Raw genomic sequence first — 17,470 nt, forward strand, 5'->3', positions numbered from 1 at the left:
ATTGTGTTAATCATATAAAGATTTATAAAGTAGTTTAATAAAAGATATAATTAGATGTATTTTTGGTACATCTCTAATCAATCCGTTTTGGATATTATTAGGCGGAGAGCATAATTAAATAAATTGTCTAAAAATTGGACTTAGAAACTAACAATTAATTATGCTTTTCAACTTTTTTTATAATATTTTTTTTAATGATAAGGGTGTTATAATGAAAACACTTGAATGGGAAGATAATAAATTAAAACTTATTGATCAAACAAAGCTTCCTGATGAATTGTCTTATGTTTATTGCGACACTTATCAGGATGTTATTGTAGCTATTCGTGATATGATTGTTCGTGGAGCTCCGGCCATTGGAGTTTCCGCTGCATTTGGAATGGCCCTTGCAGATATTGAAGGCGTCGATTTGGATAAGGCTGCAGAAGAAATTAAGGCTGCAAGACCAACGGCGGTTAATCTATTTTGGGCTGTTGATAGGGTGCTGAACAGTGATGACCCTCTTGAGGAAGCCTTGAAAATGTATGAAGAGGACATGGCAACAAATAGGGCTATAGGAAAATTCGGAGCGGAAGTCATTGATGATGGAGATACAATCCTGACTCATTGTAATGCGGGTGCTCTTGCCTGTGTTGACTATGGAACCGCTTTAGGTGTTATTAGGGCAGCTCATGAGCAGGGAAAAAACATTAATGTGATTTGTGATGAAACTCGCCCACGAGGTCAGGGGGCCAGTTTAAGCGTGTGGGAAATGCAGCAGGAAAACATTCCGGTTAAATTAATTCCTGATGTGGCTTCAGGATTTTTAATGTCACAGGGTAAAATAGATAAAGTGGTTATTGGTGCGGATAGAATTGCAAAAGGTGGCGTTGTAAATAAGGTTGGTTCATTTATGGTTGCGCTGGCAGCAAAACATCATGACATTCCATTTTATGTTGCGGCCCCTTATTCTACTTTTGACAATGAAATATCTATTTTTGACACTATCATTGAAGAAAGGGACGGCGATGAAGTAAGGTATTATGGAGGAGCCAGAATCTGTCCTGAAGGAACAGAAGTGATTAATCCTGCATTTGACATTACTCCAAAAGAGTTCATTACAGGCATCATCACTGAAAAAGGAATTATTGATCCAATTTAATGTTTTAAATTTCTTAAAACATTTTTTTTTTAATTATTTTTGATTTTACCGTCAATCGCTACATGCCATTCGCCGGGTGATGTTGATTTAACTTTGCGGGTATTGATGATTTCAACTTCCTTATTTTTCTTTAAGCATGCTTCTTTTAGTCGTTTTATTCCACTGTCATATGAATCGGAAAATTCATAATAATTGATTATCCCTTCCTCTTCAATCAAATCGACTGCAAGGTCCAGGAATGTATATGCTAGCCCGGGCAAGTTCATGATTATTCTATCAAATTTGCATTTAAACCCTTCACTTACTTTGCCAATATCTCCGGTGAATGTTTCAATATTGCCTTTCAGTTTATTGAGCCCGATATTTTCATTCAGATATTTGATTGCTGATTCATTAATGTCAACTGCGGTAATGTTCACATTCCTGTTTTTTGCAATAACTATTGGAAATGGTCCGATTCCACAGAACATGTCAAGTATTTTTTCACCATCTTCAACGCTTTCCATTACTCGTTTTCTTTCGGTTGCAAGTCTTGGTGAGAAATAAACTTCGCGAACATCCAATTTCAATCTTGCGCCATGCTCCTTGTGTATTGTAACGGAGTCATCAACTCCGGATAAAAATTCCAAATCCCGCACACGTGTTGTTCCTTTGACTGCACTCTTTTTCATATAGATGGATCTTCTTTTTGTAAACTTGAGTGCCGCATCACCAATTATCTGTTTTTTATCCTCCAAATCTTCAGGAATTTCCAAAATGACAATGTCTCCTATTGTGTCAAATGAGGTTCTAAGATTTTCAATTTCTTCAAGGGTCAGCTCATCTTCAAGCAATTCAGAAAAATTATGGGGCACTTTCTTGATTGCTTCCAAGGTAATGTCAACAATCTCATAGCCATCAACATCCTCATTAATAGGAATGTATCCGAAATCATCTTCAGCCTTTATTCGAAAGTCCATATTCATGAGACCCTCTTCCATTAATTTTATACGGATATCATTTAATTGGTTTAATGGAACTTTTACACATTTCATAAAGTCTTTTATGTTTAAATTATTATATAAGGTATGTGCTAAAATTTCAGAAATGATTCTAATAAGAGAATTATTCAATCATGATTAAAGTGATGGGTGTAATTTGCTAAAAGTATGGTCTTAAATAATTTTTTAATTTAACGTATATCTCGGCAAGTGCAAAAGAAGCAAAAATAACAAATAATAAAACTGCGATTGCAATGAACAGATTGGTTTCGATGAAGAGATATGGATTCAAAAAGGTTAAAGAAAGAATCAATATCCATTGGATAATATAGGTTATTGTAACGTTTGCACTGGCTCTTCTAACAAGATTAATGATTTTTTGAGGACATTTTTCGGATATGAAGTAGAATACAGAAGCAATAAAAACGGCAACCATAATTAAAATGAAAATGTCGGGGATGGATATGTGCAGATAGGCTAATTTTTCAGGAACGGTACCTCCAGTAACAGAAAACATTCCTTTCAAAGACAAAAATCCTACAATTACCATTATAAGGATCATGATGCCTGATATTTTTAAAATATTTTTATATAATTTTTCTTTATTGTTGCATCTAATTAGATTCTCACCAAACATCATTCCACAAACAGGCAAAATAAACCAATTGAAAATAGGAAAACAGCTGACAATATAGTCGCCAACGGTTTCTAAGAAGTGGCCCAAGAGTTGATTTAGATACATGTTGGCAATTGTAAAGTCAGGTGTATAAGTTGCAATTAAAGATAATAAAATACTTATCAAAAATATTTCGATTGTTCTTACATTTAATTTTTTAAGAATTCCGATTAGAATGAAGCTTAATCCGGCAAATTGTAGGATATCATTTGCTAAAAAAGATAATAGGGCATATTCCAATGGCACTCCGGCACTATAATTGGAAAGGAAATATATTGTATTTACTATTAAACCCAATATCAATAACTTGATTCCCCTAATAATAAACTCTCTTGGCGCATTATGTCGGGTATATACCATTCCAATTCCCATTGCAAACATGAAAATGGGAGCGGAGCATTCGCATAATATGAAGAGGATGAGAATTTCACTGTTGTAATCAATATCTCCAAATGTACAAAAAGCAAAATAGTGGGTAACAATCATCAATACAATCGCAAAAACTTTTGCAAAATCCCATTCATTCTGTCTTCCGGAGTTTACCTTTTCGCCACTGAAAATGTTTTCCATAAGGATATTATGTCTTTTGTATATTTTAAATTTAGTTTTAGAACATGCTTTAGAGATTCAAAAGAAAGCTGTTTTCATTAGTGGTGTCTTTTAAATTGGAAGTTGTAAAAGCTTTATATAATTTTTGAATATATATAATAATATGTTTTATTTAGTGGGTTTAGGATTATTTGATGAAAAGGATATTTCTTTAAAAGGTTTGGAATGTTTAAGGAATGTTGACAAGATTTACGCTGAATTTTTCACATCAAGATTATTCGGTTCCAGTTTTGAAGCTATTGAACAGTTAATCGGAAAGGAAATTGAAGTTTTGGTTAGGGGTGAAGTTGAAGAGGAATCCAAATTCATTGAAGAGGCCAGAACTGCAGATGTTGCTTTAATCACCGGTGGAGACCCTTTGATTGCAACAACTCATAGTGATTTCATTGTTCAGTGCTCTAAAAATGGAATAGATTATGAAATTATTCATGGATCTTCAATATTATCTTCTGCACCTGCCATTTCAGGTCTTCAGGGATACAAATTCGGTAAAGTAACCACAATTCCATTTCCGGATTACAATTTTTATCCAAAATCTCCTTATGAAGCTATTGAAGAGAATTTGAAGATGGATTTGCATACTCTGGTTCTGCTTGATATCCAGGCTCACAAAGACAGGTACATGACAGTTAATGAAGGTTTGGAATATCTGATTAACATTAAAAATGACCTTGACCGCGAGGGATTGATTACGGAGGATACTTTGGCCATGGGCATTGCACGCGTAGGATCCAGTGATGTGGTTGTAAAGGCAGGTAAAATCAAGGAATTAATTGATTATGATTTTGGAGGTCCTCTCCATTGTATTGTGATTCCGTCAAAACTCCATATTGTTGAAGCGGAATATTTGGTTGAGATAGCCGGAGCTAATCCGGAAATTCTCAATGAAAATTAGTTTAAAGGGGGGAGTGGAAGTAGTAGTGTTTTTATCTACTTCCTTTTTTTTTAATGAAACATATTCTAAACATTTTTTTGGAGATTATAAAATGGTTGACTGATGTTCACATTAGACATGAAATTTACTTCACATCGATTATTAGTTATATTTTTATATTATATAAATGTTTTTATTTTATTTTACATTTTTTTCTTAATTTTTTTGTGTATTTGTTCAGCAATATTTTTTCATTAATCATTTTGAAGTAATAAAAAATCATTTTTAATGCTTTATTTTTATTTTTTTCGATAATTTTTATACACTTCATTTATCTATAATTTAAGCATGAATTTTTTGGCGTTGTCGGGTTGGATATGATTGCCAATCCATTTTTCAAATCAAAAATATTTAATAAGGTAAAGCAATAAACAATTAGTATATAATGGGGTGAATAAAATATCAGTTCATGAACGTTTGCTTCTTCTTGAAAAAAGAAATAATAAATTGAAATATTTATTGTTGCATGATAAATTGAAATATGGCAATTATTCATATAAACCCCTTGAAGATAAGATATTGCTTATTTTGAATGAATATAAAATCAATAAATCAATTGCATTGTCTGCATTTGACTGTGGAATCAATCCTCGTTTGGCTGTTAAGTGGTTTGCTGAAGGTCAAAAAGGAAATCCCAATTTTAAAATATTTTATTCTGGAATAAAAAGAGCTAATAACTGGTCTGCTCCTGTTGATGAAGTTGTTCACGAGAAAAATTATGAAATTGAAAATATTGGTGAAAGTTGGGTATATACCACTTATGTTGATGGTGAAAAGATATCAATCATCTCATCCGATTTGAATCATTTAAAAGAAAAAGTCCTGAATGGGAATCTTCCGTTAAGTTAATTTTTTCCTAATCAACCTCAATTTCACCATAACAATGTTTTCCATTCACCAAGCTTTTTTTTATACTATATAAAAGGTAGCACCACAATACTCGAGATAGAAATTCTCATCTCCTTCAAATTCACATTCAACCCTATGTGCTCCTTGGGGTAAATGATAGTTAATTAATCCGATTATAACATTATCAAAATCCGGGTAAACTGTAGTTAGATATTCCCCATCCAAATAAATTTTTAAAGGACCATGAAAATTAGGATCAAAAGTGATTTCAAAGCGTATATCGTCATTTTGAGAATAGATGCCGTCGACATTGTTCACAAAAAACATATGGAACCTGGGATATTTTTTACTAAAACTATTCAAATCTTTTAAGTTCTGAGTATCATTGATTTTTAAACAGGTATTATTGTTTCCATTTTCATTTATCTCTGTTGCAATTACAGGAGATAAGCAACAGATTAAAATTATCAGGGATAAGCAGATTATTTTTATATGTTTCATATTTTTCACAACTTAATTTTTAATTCAGATTATAGAATATTGGGGTGGATAATCAATGATTATTTTAATAAGAATTATGTTATATAAAGTTTTCTAAAAATTAGTTAAAAAGTATGCTATTTTTCTAAAATTGAAAAGTAAAATTGTTAATTTGTATAAAAATTAACTATAATAAATAAATATTATTTAATTTATCCATGTATGTGAATATATTTTTTTTAATAGAAATGATTAATATTCAATTTGTATACAGTATGTATGAGGAAAAGATATTTTTTGGAGGAAAAACATTCATGCTAAATAAAAAGATTGCGGTGCCTGCATTAATTATTTTGTGTTTATTGGCAATATCAAGTGTTAGTGCAAGCGAAATATCTGATGATGCATCGGATTTGCTCGGTAATGATAATGAAGTGTTGAAAGGTAATTCTGATGGGACATTTACGGATTTAGCTAATGAAATAGTTAACGCAACAGGTGAGTTGAGTTTAACTAGAAATTATGTTTATAGTGATGATGATTCTGATTATAAGGATGGAATAATTATTGATAAAGCAATAAATATTGATGGTAATGGGTTTACAGTAAATGGGAATAATCAATCAAGAATATTTTATATTGTGTCTTCAAATGTAGTTTTAAACGATATTTGCTTTATGAATTCTTATAGCTCCAGTTCAGGCGGCGCTATCTATGGAGGATGTAGTGCTGTTAACTGTACTTTTATTGGTAACTCCGCTGGTTCTAATGGCGGCGCTATGTCCGGCAAGGGTTCTTCAGCTGTGAACTGTACGTTTAGGGGTAATTCTGCTAGTTCTGATGGTGGTGCTATGTATCAGGGTTCTGCTTTCAACTGTACTTTTATGGGTAATTCTGCAGGTTATGGCGGCGGTGCCATGTCCAGCGGTTCTGCTTTCAACTGTAATTTTGTGGATAATCCTGCAAGGTATGGTGGTGCTGTGTCCAGCGGTTATGCTGTGAATTGCACTTTTACAGGCAATTCTGCATGGGATTTTGGAGGTGCCATGTCAGGTAAGAGTTCTTCTGCTGTGAACTGTACGTTTAGGGGTAATTCTGCAAGGGATTATGGCGGGGCTATGGCTTATGTTTCTTCTGCTGTGAACTGTACTTTTATGGGTAATTCTGCAATTAATTATGGCGGTGCTATCTATGATGGTTCTGCTGTTGACTGCACTTTTGTCAATAATTCCGCAATTAATTATGGAGGGGGCGCCATCTTCAGCGGTTATGCTGAGAACTGTACATTTGTCAATGATGATGTTGTCGGTGTGGAAACTGTGAACTGTACTTTTATTCCTGCGGCAACTGTCATTACTGCCCAAGATTTAACCACTGTTTATGGTGTTTCTAAAAAATTAATTATAACATTGATGGACAGTGAGGGGAATGTTCTAAGTGGGGCTCAAATTTCCGTACTATTAAATAATAAATCTTATAATGAGTTCACGGATTCCAATGGTGAAGCTTCAATTACAATTCCGGATGATCTAAATCCAAACAACTACAAAGCAACTATATCTTATGCCGGAGACAGTGAATATCTCCCATCAGACACAACAGCAAATATTGCAGTGAACAAAGCTGCAGTTGACATCTCTGCTACTGCAGACAACAATGAAATCATCGCCACTTTAACAAATGAAGCTACAGGTAAGCCAATAACTAACGCTGATGTTCAAGTCAATGTTAATGGTGCAACCACCACAGTCAAATCCAATACCAAAGGTCAAGTAAAAGTATCAACTGCCGATTTGCCTTTTGGAAAATACATTGCAACGGTTTCTTATGAAGGTGATGATAAATATGATCCGTCCAATACTACTGTCGATATTGTTGTAAGCAGGATTCCCACTGCTGTTTCAGCTGTCTATGATGCAGACGCTAGCAGTTTGGTTGCCACTTTAGTTAATGGTGCTACCGGCCAGCCAATTTTGGGTGCTACTGTAAGTTTTAAAATCAACAATGCTGCTTATAAAGTTAGCACTGACAACAATGGTCATGCCAGACTTTCCACTAAGGATTTGCCTTTAGGCACTTATGATGGGACTGTTTCTTATGGGGGTAATTCCAAGTATAATCCTTCATCCGCATCTTTAAGCATTCCTGTTAGAGCCAATACAAGTTTTGATGTCGTTTATTATGCAGGCGATAAGACTTTAATTGCAACTTTGGTTAATGGAGGTTCCGGCCAGGTTATTAAGGGCGCTACTGTGGCTGTTGTTTTAAATAATGTGAGAAGTACTTTAAAAACAGATGTTAACGGTCAGGTTAAGGTTTCTACCAAGGATTTAAATTCTGGCGTTTATCCTGTTGTCGTTTCTTATGCAGGCAATTCTAAATATAATCCAGCTAAAACTACTTTGGATATTGTTATTGGTGTGAAAACCAGTATTTCAGCCGTTTACAAAAATGGTATTTTGACAGCTACTTTGACTGACAAGGCTACTGGCAAAGGCATTAACGGTGCGGATATTCTTGTCAGCTTTGGAGATGCAAACTACACAGTTAAAACCAATTCCAATGGTCAGGCGAATGCTTCAACAAAAGATCTAACTCCGGGAGCATACGCTGCTACAGTATCTTATAATGGGGTGGGAGATACTTCTTCCAATACAAGCATTCCAATTGAAGTTAAAGTTCATGCATATTTCATTGTTGAAGATGTTTCTCTAGAATATAATGCTAATTCTGAGTTAGTTGCTACTTTAGTCAATTATGCTACAGGAAAAGGAATTGTCGGAGCTAGTGTTGGATTTAAAATAAATGGCAAATCTTATGCTGCTAAAACTGATGCTAATGGTCAGGCTAAAGTTAATCTTCCAGGATTAAATCCGGGTACTTACAATACTGTTGTTTCATATAATGGAAATGCCAAATATAATCCTGCAAAAGAAACATTTGACGTTGTTGTAAACAAAATAACAACCAGCATCTCAGTATATTATGACAGCCAAAACAATGAAGTTGTAGCTACATTAATTAATGAGGCAACTGGCGGCACTGTTAAAGGAGGTACTATCGGTATTTTCCTAAACAATGTCAAACATATTATTGTAACTGATATGGGCGGCCAGGTAAGGCTCTCACTTGGTGATGTGGATTCTACTTCATTCACAGCTTACGTTACATATGCAGGAAATACCAAGTATCTAGCATCAACCAGAACACTAACTCCATTGGAAAACAAAATAGAATCATACATCTCAACAGCCTACAACAAGGAAACTAATGAGGTGGTTTCTACTTTAATCAACAAAGCTACCGGTAAAGGTGTTGTTGGGGGAACTGTAAATATTGTAGTAAATAATATTAGAAACAATATTAAGACAGATGCAAAAGGTCAGGCGAAAGTTTCTATTGCAGATTTAACTCCAAATGTATATAAAGTAGTTGGTTCATATGCTGGAAACACAAAATACACAGCAACAACAGAAACAATATATATTGTAAAAACATAAAAGGAGATTCATTCTCTCCTTAACTTTTTTTATTTCATAATTTTATTAGATTAATCTGATGTCTATTCTTAAAACTTATTTGATATGGACTAATTCTGTTTTAGTTATACAAATAATTCTGTATTAATGTATATTTTTAAAATAGCATGTTAATTTTATCAGTTTTTCATAACCAATTATTCCAAAATATTCATGAATCATCCTGAGTGGGAAATTGATACAATTATTAAGGCTGTAATTAAGTACTATCCTTTCTATAAAGTTCCGAAAATGGTTTCAGAAGCTTATGCTTTAGCATTACAAGTCAAAGGGGATGAAATGTTATATAAAGATGGTTTAACTGAAGAAGAGGTAAGTGGATATATTACCTATCATCCTGACCGCATATTCCCAGGATATGATGATTTTCCTGGACGTAGTTAAAATTTCATCATTTCAACAGATTGCTCATTGTCAATCGTTGATTTGAAATTAATTTTTGAGGATGTGTCACGCTCAGGGAAGGGGTTGGTATTAACCCCCACATTCATCTTTAAAACATTTTTTTTTAATAGCAAACCATTTTCATTTTATCCATACAATATTCATTTTCACACCTTAAAATGACTTCAAAATACACTAATAGGTTTATTAACTATTATAAACAATCTATTTCTATGTCTAAAAACAAGCGCGTTACAATCAGCATCAATAATGACATCGACTTGAATTTTCGCAGATTGGCCTCCTCCAAGATGCTGTTCAAGACTGGATGGTATTCGAGAGCTATTGAAGAGGCAATGTTGTTGTGGATTGAAAATGAAGATAAATGATTAAAATTATTTTTTTTCTTTTTTTCTTTTTTTAGTATCGATAAATAATTAACTATTTAAATTAAACTAATCTATTTATTAATATAGAGTGGTGTTTTAAATGGAAAGTGATGAATTTCGTACTGTTAGAGTTTATACAAAAAAGTACACTAGTAAAGATAAAGATGGAAATACTGTAGAAAAAGAGTCTCAACAAAAGCAGGTCAGCCTTAAAAAAGAAGATCAATTTGAGGACAATGACCTGGTTAAAGTTCTTGCGCAAAAAGACTATGAGGACTTGGTCAATAATCAGTTTTCCGAAGAAAAAATTGAAGAGTTTAATAGGACAATCCAAGAAAAGGATGATGAAATCGCCGTATTGCAGGATCAAATACAAACTCTTAAAGGCTCATTTTTTGATGATGTTGATTCTCTAAAGGAACAATTGACAGATAAGGAAGAACTCCTAAAGGCTAAGGATGAAATTCACGAGTTAAACAAAAAAATTACTAGAATAGATGATGAAAGGGTAGCTATTTTTAAGGAACTTGACTATAAAAATAAAATGATTTTGGCATATAATGTTGAACTCAACAAATCAATTTTAAATGCCATCAATGTTGTAATCGATGAAGCCCGTGACAATATCAACAGAAGAAACGCATTGCTTGTAAAGGATTTGGAGAAATCCATTGAAAAATCCAAACATGACGTCAATGAGAAGAATAAAGCTATAGCATATGATATAAAAAGCACTGTTGAAGACATGAATGAACAAATCAGAAACACAAGCACTCTTAAAATGATATTAAATAAGCATAAGATTAACTTGAGGGTGCCTACAGACGATTTGCTCAAACCTTTTGACTTTGACTTTGACGTTCAACAGTTGCTTTCAGGACAGGCTTTGGAGCTTGATGCTGCTGAGATTTTAAAGGAAGTAATGCCTAAGCTTCCGGAACCATTCTCAAAATATATTGACACAATTGATGAAGCTCCCGAAACGATTGATGTTGCATCAAAAGAAGAGGATTAGTTTATGCGCACTTTCAACACAGGCAAGATTACTTTTGAATATCCAGATGAATGGGAAGTTGAAAAAGCCGATATCCTGACCAATCCCGACTGTATTGCCACTCTATCTAAAGGTCAGGATAATCTGATTAATGCAGTAATGTTTCCAACCGCAACCAATCTTGATGATTATAAAATATTCATGGAAGATGCCATTTCAGATGATGGCGGTGTAATAATTTCATCTGATTTTGTCCAAATTGCAGGCATGGATGCAATAAAGCTGCATGCAAATATGGATACTCCCGAAATCAACTTTGATATTCATACATATGTCTTCATTGAAAAGGGAGACATTTTCATTTTTGAATTGAGGACATTGGATGTTTCCGGTGAGGCTGAAAGACAATTTAAAAATATTATTGAATCATTCAGGATTCTAAAATAATTGGGTGTACTCAAGCAGATAGTCCATTTGTGTCCTGTCAAGAATTTTTAGGGTTGAGACATTTTGGGGTATTGTTCCTGAGCGCTCTTCCACTAAATTCCTCAAGGAATTATTTTTCATGTGGGCATGGATTTCCTTTATAACAAATTCCATATTTTCCACATTCTTTTGTTCTAACTCTTTTTGTGTGATGTTTTCATAAATGGGGTATTGGTTTAAGTCATATGCTTTTGTTGGTGTCTGCAATACGTTTAAATGACTATAATAGTTTGTTGAATCGGCTAAAAATCCGTCTATTCCCATATATGTTAAAATAGGCATAAATGAAAGTTCTGCAAATGAAAATATGAAGTAACTACTTTTTTGAGCTTCTTTTTTAAGTGAAACAACGATTTCGACTAACTCTTTTGGATTGGTCAATAAAGCATCTCCATTGGCTATAATGAATCCATTATAACCGATTTCCTCAAGCTGTTTCATGCATTCAATTCTTAAATCGATATACTTTGAACCCTGAATCACTGCAATGTCTGCATCATCAACATGTTCCTTAGCCAGTCTCAATGTCTCTTTAACATTAAACTCAGCAATTTCCCTGTCTATATTATATGCAGATCCTTCGCTTGGAGCAATTTTCAATTCATTTTTATAAAATATTTTCGGGGTCAAGTTTCCGTCGAGTTTTCCGATTCTTCCAGGTCCGTCGTGTGATTTAATTTCGAATTTTTTTATCATTTGCTTCTTTCCTAATTAGCTATATTATACCATTTATTATTTTAGGTTTATAAAAATTTTTTATTGAGTGTAATCATTTGGATTACACAATCAAAAAATTTAGTAACCTTTATATATGTTCTTTTAAAGAATATTATTATGGATTTGAGGAAATAATCCTATGATTATCCGAGGTGTGTTTTCAATGTCTATATTAAATCGTCTTAAAACTCTATTCAAAGGAGAAAATGATACTGAAGTAGAAGACATCAAAACTGATGTTACAAGCACATCTGATGATGTCGAAGTTACATCTTCACAAATTGTAAATGATGATGTCGTCTCTGGTACTAAAACTACTGTTCCTAAAGAAGAACCAGTAAAAGAAGAACCTGCAGATGATAAAACTGACATCCAAACTTTAAAAGAAGAAGTTGTTGAGGAACTTCATGCTATAAAGGAGACTCCTTTAGAAGAAAAAGTTGAAAAACTTCATGAATTCGAGGAAAAACCTTTAGAAGAAAAAGTTGAAAAACTTCATGAGATCAAAGAAAAAGTTGAAGAAGCTGTTGAAATCATTGAAGAAGATGTTAAACAAAAAGTTGAAGAAAAATCAAATAAAGATACAAAAGGAGATAATATGACTTTATTAACTGATAAAGAATTATTAAATGATAGTAATCGTGACCCAGATTTCACTGCTGAGTTTATCGATGCTGGAATCGAAACCGTAAAACACTGTTTCCAATGTGGTACCTGTAGTGGAAGTTGTCCTTCAGGAAGAAGAACTCCATACAAAGTAAGACAAATTGTCAGAAAATGTTTATTAGGATTAAAAGAAGAAGTTATTTCTGATGATGCTTTATGGATGTGTACTACCTGTTACACCTGCCAAGAAAGATGTCTCAGAAGCGTAAAAATTGTGGAAATTATCAAAAAAGCACGTAACATCGCTGCTCACGCAGGATACATGGCAAAACCTCACAAAATGACTGGTGTATTTGTAATGAATACCGGTCACGGTGTACCAATCAACGATGCTACCAAAGCTTTAAGAGCTAAAATTGGTCTTCCAGAAATTCCACCAACTACTCACGCTTTCCCTGAAGCATTAGAAGAAGTACAAAAAATTTGTAAACTTACTGGATTTGATGAATTAATCGGTTACGATGAAGCAACCGGCGGATTAAAAGAATAAATTAATTAGGAGAGTTATAATATGGAAATTGCATACTTCTTAGGTTGTATCATGAACAACCGTTATCCTGGTGTTGAAAAAGCTACCAGAAAATTATTCGAAGCATTAGATATTGAATTAAAAGACATGGAAGGAGCATCTTGTTGTCCTGCTCCTGGTGTATTCGGTTCTTTTGATGAAGAAACTTGGGCTACTATTGCAGCTCGTAACTTAACTCTTGCTGAAGACCTTGGTGCTGACATCATGACCGAATGTAACGGATGTTTCGGTTCATTATTCGAATGTAACCACATGTTAAAAGAAGATGAAGATAAAAAAGCTAAAATTAACGCTAACTTAGCTGAAATCGGCAGAGAATTCAAAGGTACTACCAACGTAAAACACTTTGCTCAAATCTTAAGAGATGATGTAGGATTTGAAAAATTAGCTTCATTAATTGAAAAACCTTTAGACTTAAATGTTGCTGTTCACTACGGATGCCACTTCTTAAAACCTACCGAAACTATCGGTATTGAAGATAACGCAGAAAACCCATCTATTTTAGATGACCTTGTAGAAATTACAGGTGCTAAATCTGTAGACTACAAAGACAAAATGATGTGCTGTGGTGCAGGTGGAGGTTTAAGATCCAGAGACCTTGATGTAACTACTAGTTTCACCAAAGAAAAACTTGATCACATGACTGAAGCTGGCGTAGATGCAATCGTTAACGTATGTCCATTCTGTCACTTACAATTTGACCAAGGTCAAACTGAAGTAAACGAAAAATACGGTACTGACTTTGCACTTCCTGTATTCCACTTAGCTCAATTATACGGATTAGCTATGGGATTATCAGCTGAAGAATTAACCTTCGATGCTCAAAAAATTGATGCAACTCCTGCTATCAAAAAAGCATTAGGTGAATAGATTTAAAGGATTTTTAATCCTTTTTATTTTTTCTTTTTTAGGCACTGAAAACACATTTCGGTACTGGTTATCACTAGATAACCTTTTTTTTTATGAACAAATTTTTTTGTTTGAATATATGCGAATAATTCGTAAGTACTTTTATATAGGAGTATTAAGAAAAAATTAATTAAAATAATATATGAGGTGTAATTATGTTTTTAGCAACATTAGATGGAATATTTAAATATTCTGACCTTCCAGAAGAATATGAACCATATGTTCAATTTAAAGCAACTATTGAAAAAAGAGAATTGAAACCAAGTGATGAACTCGCAATTTTAAACATTGCAGGCACTTCAACACATCATGTTTTATTCTTGGATTCCTATCAAAATATTAGTGAAATTGAAAATGAATTAAAAGATGCTGACGCTAAAATTAATCATACTACTTTAAAAATCATAGGTGGACATTTATGAGTTTACCCTCTGAACAGAATTGGTTAGTTCTCCATCATCTCATTACAGACTTAAATAAAAAAGGATATGAGATGCCTGGCGGAATTAACCCTGAGATGGGATTAATTAGGTCTACAATAAGTTCATACAAAAGAGATCCTTCCCATCCTGATTTGATTAATGGTTTGGCGAAAGCTGAAATGTCTTTAAATACTATTCAAGGAACTCTCTTAACTATAGCTGAGCAAGAAGGAGAGGATTATGTTGATGAATGGCTTGAATTACTAAAAAAAGTCATGAGGGGAGAGGAAGTATTTGAATTTCCGAAATCAAGGTCAACATTTCTTGTAAATACTCCTCCTGGATTAACTACAGGAAGAATTAATTTAAAAGTTCCTTTGGCGGAAGAAAGAGTTCAGGAAATTGCTGAATGGAATGGTCTCATAATTGAATTTGATGATGATGTTACTATTGAATTGCATGGAGATAAGCCTGACCTTCAGGTAGGGTTAAAAGAAATGGGATCTTTCTTTTTAGAAGAATGATGGTGATTATATGACTAAAATCTTAGCTATCAGTGATGTTCACGGAGAAGAAAACGAAAATTTATATACATATTTAAATAATAATGAGATTGATTTGGTTTTAATTTTGGGAGATATTACTAACTTCGGACCTTTAGAATTCGTCGGCACCTTTATTAATAAGGTGGCTGATTGTGGGGTTGATGTAATAGCAATTCCGGGTAATTGTGACCCTACTGGAATTTGCAATGCAATAAATGAGGTTTCATTCTGTCTTCACAACAATATTATAGCTTATGGAGATGCAATATTATTTGGATTCGGAGGATCTAATCCTACTCCATTCGATACTCCCGGTGAAATGGATGATGACAAAATTTATGCTGCTGTCTATGATTTGTTGGCTAATTATGATTATGTCTACAACTCTGAAGTTCCTAAAGTAAAAATATTGGTTACTCATGCACCACCTTTCAACACTGACGCGGACAGGGTTGCAAATGGAGAGCATGTGGGAAGTTCAGGAATTCAAAAGTCAATTCATGAATTTGAACCTGAAATTAATCTTTGCGGCCATATTCATGAAGCTAGGTCAATTAGTAAAATTGGAAAAACTACTGATGTAGCAAATCCGGGAATGCTTAAAGATAATGGTGCTGTTCTAATTGATATTAAAGACGGCGCTAATTATGATATAAGCCTCATATCATTAGATGAATAATTTTTTTTTATTCATTCTATTTTTCTTTTTTTTAAAAATCAAATAACAAATTTTATTTAACAATAACATACAATATTTAACCATATTATTTATCTAATGGGATTACTATGATTTGGGTTGTAGGAGATGTTGATGGTAAGAAGTATAAAGAGCCATTTTCAAAAGGGATAATGTCTCGTTCGCTGAATGTTGCGGATATTGGAACAGAAAGGGCTCATGATATCGCTGGAGATATTGAAAATGAATTGATTAAAAGCAATATCGTTGAAATATCAAGTTCTGATTTAGCAGATGTGGTCTTAAATCACCTTGAAGGAATCGACCCCAAAATCGCAAAAAAATATAAAAATTGGAGGTCTCTTAGAATCTCAAAAAAACCTTTGATTATTCTAATTGGAGGGGCCTCTGGTGTTGGTACATCTTCCATGGCATTTGAACTTGCAAACAGATTAAGATTAAAGAATATCATAGGAACAGACATGATTCGTGAAGTAATGCGTAAGATTGTTTCAAAAGAATTAAGTCCTGTTATTCACAAATCAAGTTTTGATGCTCATGAAAGTATCAGAACTCCATCTATCAGGATAGATTCTGTCATTGAAGGATTTGTCAGTCATGTGGATGTTGTAAATGTCGGTATTGAGGCAATCATTGAAAGATCCGCCAAGGAAGGTATAAGTACAATTATAGAGGGTGTTCATATAGTGCCCGGATTTATAAGGAAGGACTTGATGGAGAATAATAATATTATAGTTTTCACATTGACTGTTGATGATGAGGAATCACATAAACAGAGATTTTATTCAAGATGCCGTCAACCCTGGGTAAAAAGGTCTCTTGAGAGATATATGGATAACTTTGATACCATTAGGAAAACTCAAAAGTTTTTAGTGGAGCAAGCTAAAATTCATGATGCACACATTATTAATAATGTGGATTTTAATGAAACTATAGATATCATGGTAAATGATGTTTTGGAGAAATTTGGAGGAATTGATGATGTTAAACAAAAAAGTTAAAGAAATAATGACTACTGATGTAATTACCACTACTTCAGATACTGATGTCATTTATGCTTTTGAAAAGCTGATGAAACATAAAATAAGTTCACTTCCTGTTGTGGATGATGAGGAACTGGTTGGGATTATCACTGCAACCGATGTAGGCCATAATCTGATTCTTGACAAATATGAATTGGGAACTAGTGTAAATGAAATTATGATTAAGCCGGTCATTACGGTTTCACCTGAAGACAGCATTGAAGATGCCATTAAAGCAATGAAAGAAGGTGTTTCTTCTTCAGGCATTTTGAATCAGCTTCCAGTTGTTGAAGATTCTAAATTGGTTGGAATCATATCCGACGGGGATATTATTCAAGAGATATTTTAATATATCTCATTTTTATTTATTTAATTGTTTTTTTAGAAGTTTTTAGATAGTTACTATAATAACTTATTTTTCTAGAAAATCTTTTTTTTATTTTTTCCATTCAACCCTTTTGCGGTCTAAGGCGTATTTTTACTAACATTTATATAATATTAA

Annotated in this window: 19 protein-coding genes; 15 read left to right on the forward strand and 4 right to left on the reverse strand. The window is 33.4% G+C overall.

The annotated features are described in order from the left end of the window. Positions 1-211 precede the first annotated feature (211 nt). Positions 212-1,141 (forward strand): S-methyl-5-thioribose-1-phosphate isomerase, encoded by a 930-nt coding sequence (gene mtnA / locus ACJMLZ_RS07350; protein WP_405304978.1) that lies wholly within the window; start codon positions 212-214, stop codon positions 1,139-1,141. 29 nt (positions 1,142-1,170) lie between these two features. Here the strand turns inward: mtnA and ACJMLZ_RS07355 are convergent, their stop codons facing one another. Then, on the reverse strand, positions 1,171-2,175 hold the full coding sequence (locus ACJMLZ_RS07355; RefSeq protein WP_405304979.1) for a class I SAM-dependent methyltransferase: 1,005 nt from the start codon (positions 2,173-2,175) through the stop codon (positions 1,171-1,173). A 106-nt stretch (positions 2,176-2,281) separates the two neighbouring features. Further along, a complete protein-coding gene (locus ACJMLZ_RS07360; protein WP_405304980.1) occupies positions 2,282-3,367 on the reverse strand; it encodes a heparan-alpha-glucosaminide N-acetyltransferase domain-containing protein in 1,086 nt (361 codons plus the stop codon). A gap of 142 nt (positions 3,368-3,509) precedes the next feature. Here ACJMLZ_RS07360 and dph5 point away from each other — a divergent pair, with 142 nt between their 5' ends. Beyond that, complete coding sequence (gene dph5, locus ACJMLZ_RS07365; protein WP_405304981.1) at positions 3,510-4,301, forward strand: diphthine synthase; 792 nt, start codon at positions 3,510-3,512, stop codon at positions 4,299-4,301. A gap of 429 nt (positions 4,302-4,730) precedes the next feature. Further along, positions 4,731-5,189, forward strand: a complete 459-nt coding sequence (locus ACJMLZ_RS07370; protein ID WP_405304982.1) for a hypothetical protein — start codon at positions 4,731-4,733, stop codon at positions 5,187-5,189. Between the two features lie 60 nt (positions 5,190-5,249). On the opposite strand, the gene ACJMLZ_RS07375 is transcribed toward ACJMLZ_RS07370, so the two are convergent. After that, a complete protein-coding gene (locus tag ACJMLZ_RS07375; RefSeq protein WP_405304983.1) occupies positions 5,250-5,690 on the reverse strand; it encodes a hypothetical protein in 441 nt (146 codons plus the stop codon). A gap of 254 nt (positions 5,691-5,944) precedes the next feature. Between ACJMLZ_RS07375 and ACJMLZ_RS07380 the strand changes: the two genes are divergently transcribed. The 5 genes from ACJMLZ_RS07380 to ACJMLZ_RS07400 all read left to right on the forward strand — a co-directional run bounded on the left by ACJMLZ_RS07380 (position 5,945) and on the right by ACJMLZ_RS07400 (position 11,422). Further along, complete coding sequence (locus ACJMLZ_RS07380; RefSeq protein ID WP_405304984.1) at positions 5,945-9,169, forward strand: hypothetical protein; 3,225 nt, start codon at positions 5,945-5,947, stop codon at positions 9,167-9,169. A gap of 192 nt (positions 9,170-9,361) precedes the next feature. Continuing rightward, positions 9,362-9,592, forward strand: coding sequence for a hypothetical protein (locus ACJMLZ_RS07385; RefSeq protein WP_405304985.1), 231 nt, complete (start codon positions 9,362-9,364; stop codon positions 9,590-9,592). 233 nt (positions 9,593-9,825) lie between these two features. Continuing rightward, on the forward strand, positions 9,826-9,981 hold the full coding sequence (locus ACJMLZ_RS07390; protein ID WP_292821764.1) for a hypothetical protein: 156 nt from the start codon (positions 9,826-9,828) through the stop codon (positions 9,979-9,981). Between the two features lie 100 nt (positions 9,982-10,081). Then, on the forward strand, positions 10,082-10,996 hold the full coding sequence (locus ACJMLZ_RS07395; RefSeq protein ID WP_405304986.1) for a hypothetical protein: 915 nt from the start codon (positions 10,082-10,084) through the stop codon (positions 10,994-10,996). Between the two features lie 3 nt (positions 10,997-10,999). Continuing rightward, positions 11,000-11,422, forward strand: a complete 423-nt coding sequence (locus ACJMLZ_RS07400; RefSeq protein WP_405304987.1) for a PsbP-related protein — start codon at positions 11,000-11,002, stop codon at positions 11,420-11,422. Here the strand turns inward: ACJMLZ_RS07400 and ACJMLZ_RS07405 are convergent. Further along, on the reverse strand, positions 11,414-12,157 hold the full coding sequence (locus tag ACJMLZ_RS07405; RefSeq protein ID WP_405304988.1) for an archaeosine tRNA-ribosyltransferase: 744 nt from the start codon (positions 12,155-12,157) through the stop codon (positions 11,414-11,416). The genes ACJMLZ_RS07400 and ACJMLZ_RS07405 overlap by 9 nt on opposite strands. A 184-nt stretch (positions 12,158-12,341) precedes the next feature. On the opposite strand from ACJMLZ_RS07405, the gene hdrC reads away from it, so the two are divergent. The 7 genes from hdrC (at position 12,342) to ACJMLZ_RS07440 (ending at position 17,317) form a co-directional block, all read left to right on the forward strand. Then, positions 12,342-13,334 (forward strand): CoB--CoM heterodisulfide reductase subunit C, encoded by a 993-nt coding sequence (gene hdrC, locus ACJMLZ_RS07410; RefSeq protein WP_405304989.1) that lies wholly within the window; start codon positions 12,342-12,344, stop codon positions 13,332-13,334. Positions 13,335-13,355: 21 nt separating this feature from the next. Further along, positions 13,356-14,243, forward strand: a complete 888-nt coding sequence (hdrB, locus tag ACJMLZ_RS07415; RefSeq protein WP_405304990.1) for a CoB--CoM heterodisulfide reductase subunit B — start codon at positions 13,356-13,358, stop codon at positions 14,241-14,243. A 194-nt stretch (positions 14,244-14,437) separates the two neighbouring features. Further along, positions 14,438-14,704 carry a DUF749 domain-containing protein gene (locus tag ACJMLZ_RS07420; protein ID WP_405304991.1) on the forward strand — a complete coding sequence of 89 codons (267 nt, stop codon included), beginning with the start codon at positions 14,438-14,440 and terminating at the stop codon, positions 14,702-14,704. After that, entirely contained in the window at positions 14,701-15,228 is a 528-nt protein-coding gene (locus ACJMLZ_RS07425; RefSeq protein WP_405304992.1) for a DUF2096 domain-containing protein, read from the forward strand. Before ACJMLZ_RS07420 ends, ACJMLZ_RS07425 begins: the two co-directional genes overlap by 4 nt. A gap of 10 nt (positions 15,229-15,238) precedes the next feature. Next, complete coding sequence (locus ACJMLZ_RS07430; protein ID WP_405304993.1) at positions 15,239-15,928, forward strand: metallophosphoesterase; 690 nt, start codon at positions 15,239-15,241, stop codon at positions 15,926-15,928. Positions 15,929-16,035: 107 nt separating this feature from the next. Continuing rightward, entirely contained in the window at positions 16,036-16,947 is a 912-nt protein-coding gene (locus ACJMLZ_RS07435) for a 2-phosphoglycerate kinase (protein WP_405304994.1), read from the forward strand. After that, positions 16,925-17,317 (forward strand): CBS domain-containing protein, encoded by a 393-nt coding sequence (locus ACJMLZ_RS07440; protein WP_405304995.1) that lies wholly within the window; start codon positions 16,925-16,927, stop codon positions 17,315-17,317. Before ACJMLZ_RS07435 ends, ACJMLZ_RS07440 begins: the two co-directional genes overlap by 23 nt. The last annotated feature ends 153 nt before the right edge of the window (positions 17,318-17,470 follow it).

The sequence above is a fragment of the Methanobrevibacter sp. genome (genome assembly GCF_045126245.1).
Lineage (GTDB): Archaea > Methanobacteriota > Methanobacteria > Methanobacteriales > Methanobacteriaceae > Methanocatella.

Bases quoted from the DNA above. Each gene is read 5' to 3' on its own strand.
- ACJMLZ_RS07425 (WP_405304992.1), top strand. From the start codon at position 14,701: ATGAGTTTACCCTCTGAACAGAATTGGTTAGTTCTCCATCATCTCATT.
- ACJMLZ_RS07360 (WP_405304980.1), bottom strand. From the start codon at position 3,367: ATGGAAAACATTTTCAGTGGCGAAAAGGTAAACTCCGGAAGACAGAAT.
- dph5 (WP_405304981.1), top strand. From the start codon at position 3,510: ATGTTTTATTTAGTGGGTTTAGGATTATTTGATGAAAAGGATATTTCT.
- ACJMLZ_RS07375 (WP_405304983.1), bottom strand. From the start codon at position 5,690: ATGAAACATATAAAAATAATCTGCTTATCCCTGATAATTTTAATCTGT.
- ACJMLZ_RS07380 (WP_405304984.1), top strand. From the start codon at position 5,945: ATGTATGAGGAAAAGATATTTTTTGGAGGAAAAACATTCATGCTAAAT.
- hdrC (WP_405304989.1), top strand. From the start codon at position 12,342: ATGTCTATATTAAATCGTCTTAAAACTCTATTCAAAGGAGAAAATGAT.
- ACJMLZ_RS07435 (WP_405304994.1), top strand. From the start codon at position 16,036: ATGATTTGGGTTGTAGGAGATGTTGATGGTAAGAAGTATAAAGAGCCA.
- ACJMLZ_RS07430 (WP_405304993.1), top strand. From the start codon at position 15,239: ATGACTAAAATCTTAGCTATCAGTGATGTTCACGGAGAAGAAAACGAA.
- hdrB (WP_405304990.1), top strand. From the start codon at position 13,356: ATGGAAATTGCATACTTCTTAGGTTGTATCATGAACAACCGTTATCCT.
- ACJMLZ_RS07385 (WP_405304985.1), top strand. From the start codon at position 9,362: ATGAATCATCCTGAGTGGGAAATTGATACAATTATTAAGGCTGTAATT.
- ACJMLZ_RS07395 (WP_405304986.1), top strand. From the start codon at position 10,082: ATGGAAAGTGATGAATTTCGTACTGTTAGAGTTTATACAAAAAAGTAC.
- ACJMLZ_RS07420 (WP_405304991.1), top strand. From the start codon at position 14,438: ATGTTTTTAGCAACATTAGATGGAATATTTAAATATTCTGACCTTCCA.
- ACJMLZ_RS07400 (WP_405304987.1), top strand. From the start codon at position 11,000: ATGCGCACTTTCAACACAGGCAAGATTACTTTTGAATATCCAGATGAA.
- ACJMLZ_RS07405 (WP_405304988.1), bottom strand. From the start codon at position 12,157: ATGATAAAAAAATTCGAAATTAAATCACACGACGGACCTGGAAGAATC.
- mtnA (WP_405304978.1), top strand. From the start codon at position 212: ATGAAAACACTTGAATGGGAAGATAATAAATTAAAACTTATTGATCAA.
- ACJMLZ_RS07390 (WP_292821764.1), top strand. From the start codon at position 9,826: ATGTCTAAAAACAAGCGCGTTACAATCAGCATCAATAATGACATCGAC.
- ACJMLZ_RS07440 (WP_405304995.1), top strand. From the start codon at position 16,925: ATGATGTTAAACAAAAAAGTTAAAGAAATAATGACTACTGATGTAATT.
- ACJMLZ_RS07355 (WP_405304979.1), bottom strand. From the start codon at position 2,175: ATGAAATGTGTAAAAGTTCCATTAAACCAATTAAATGATATCCGTATA.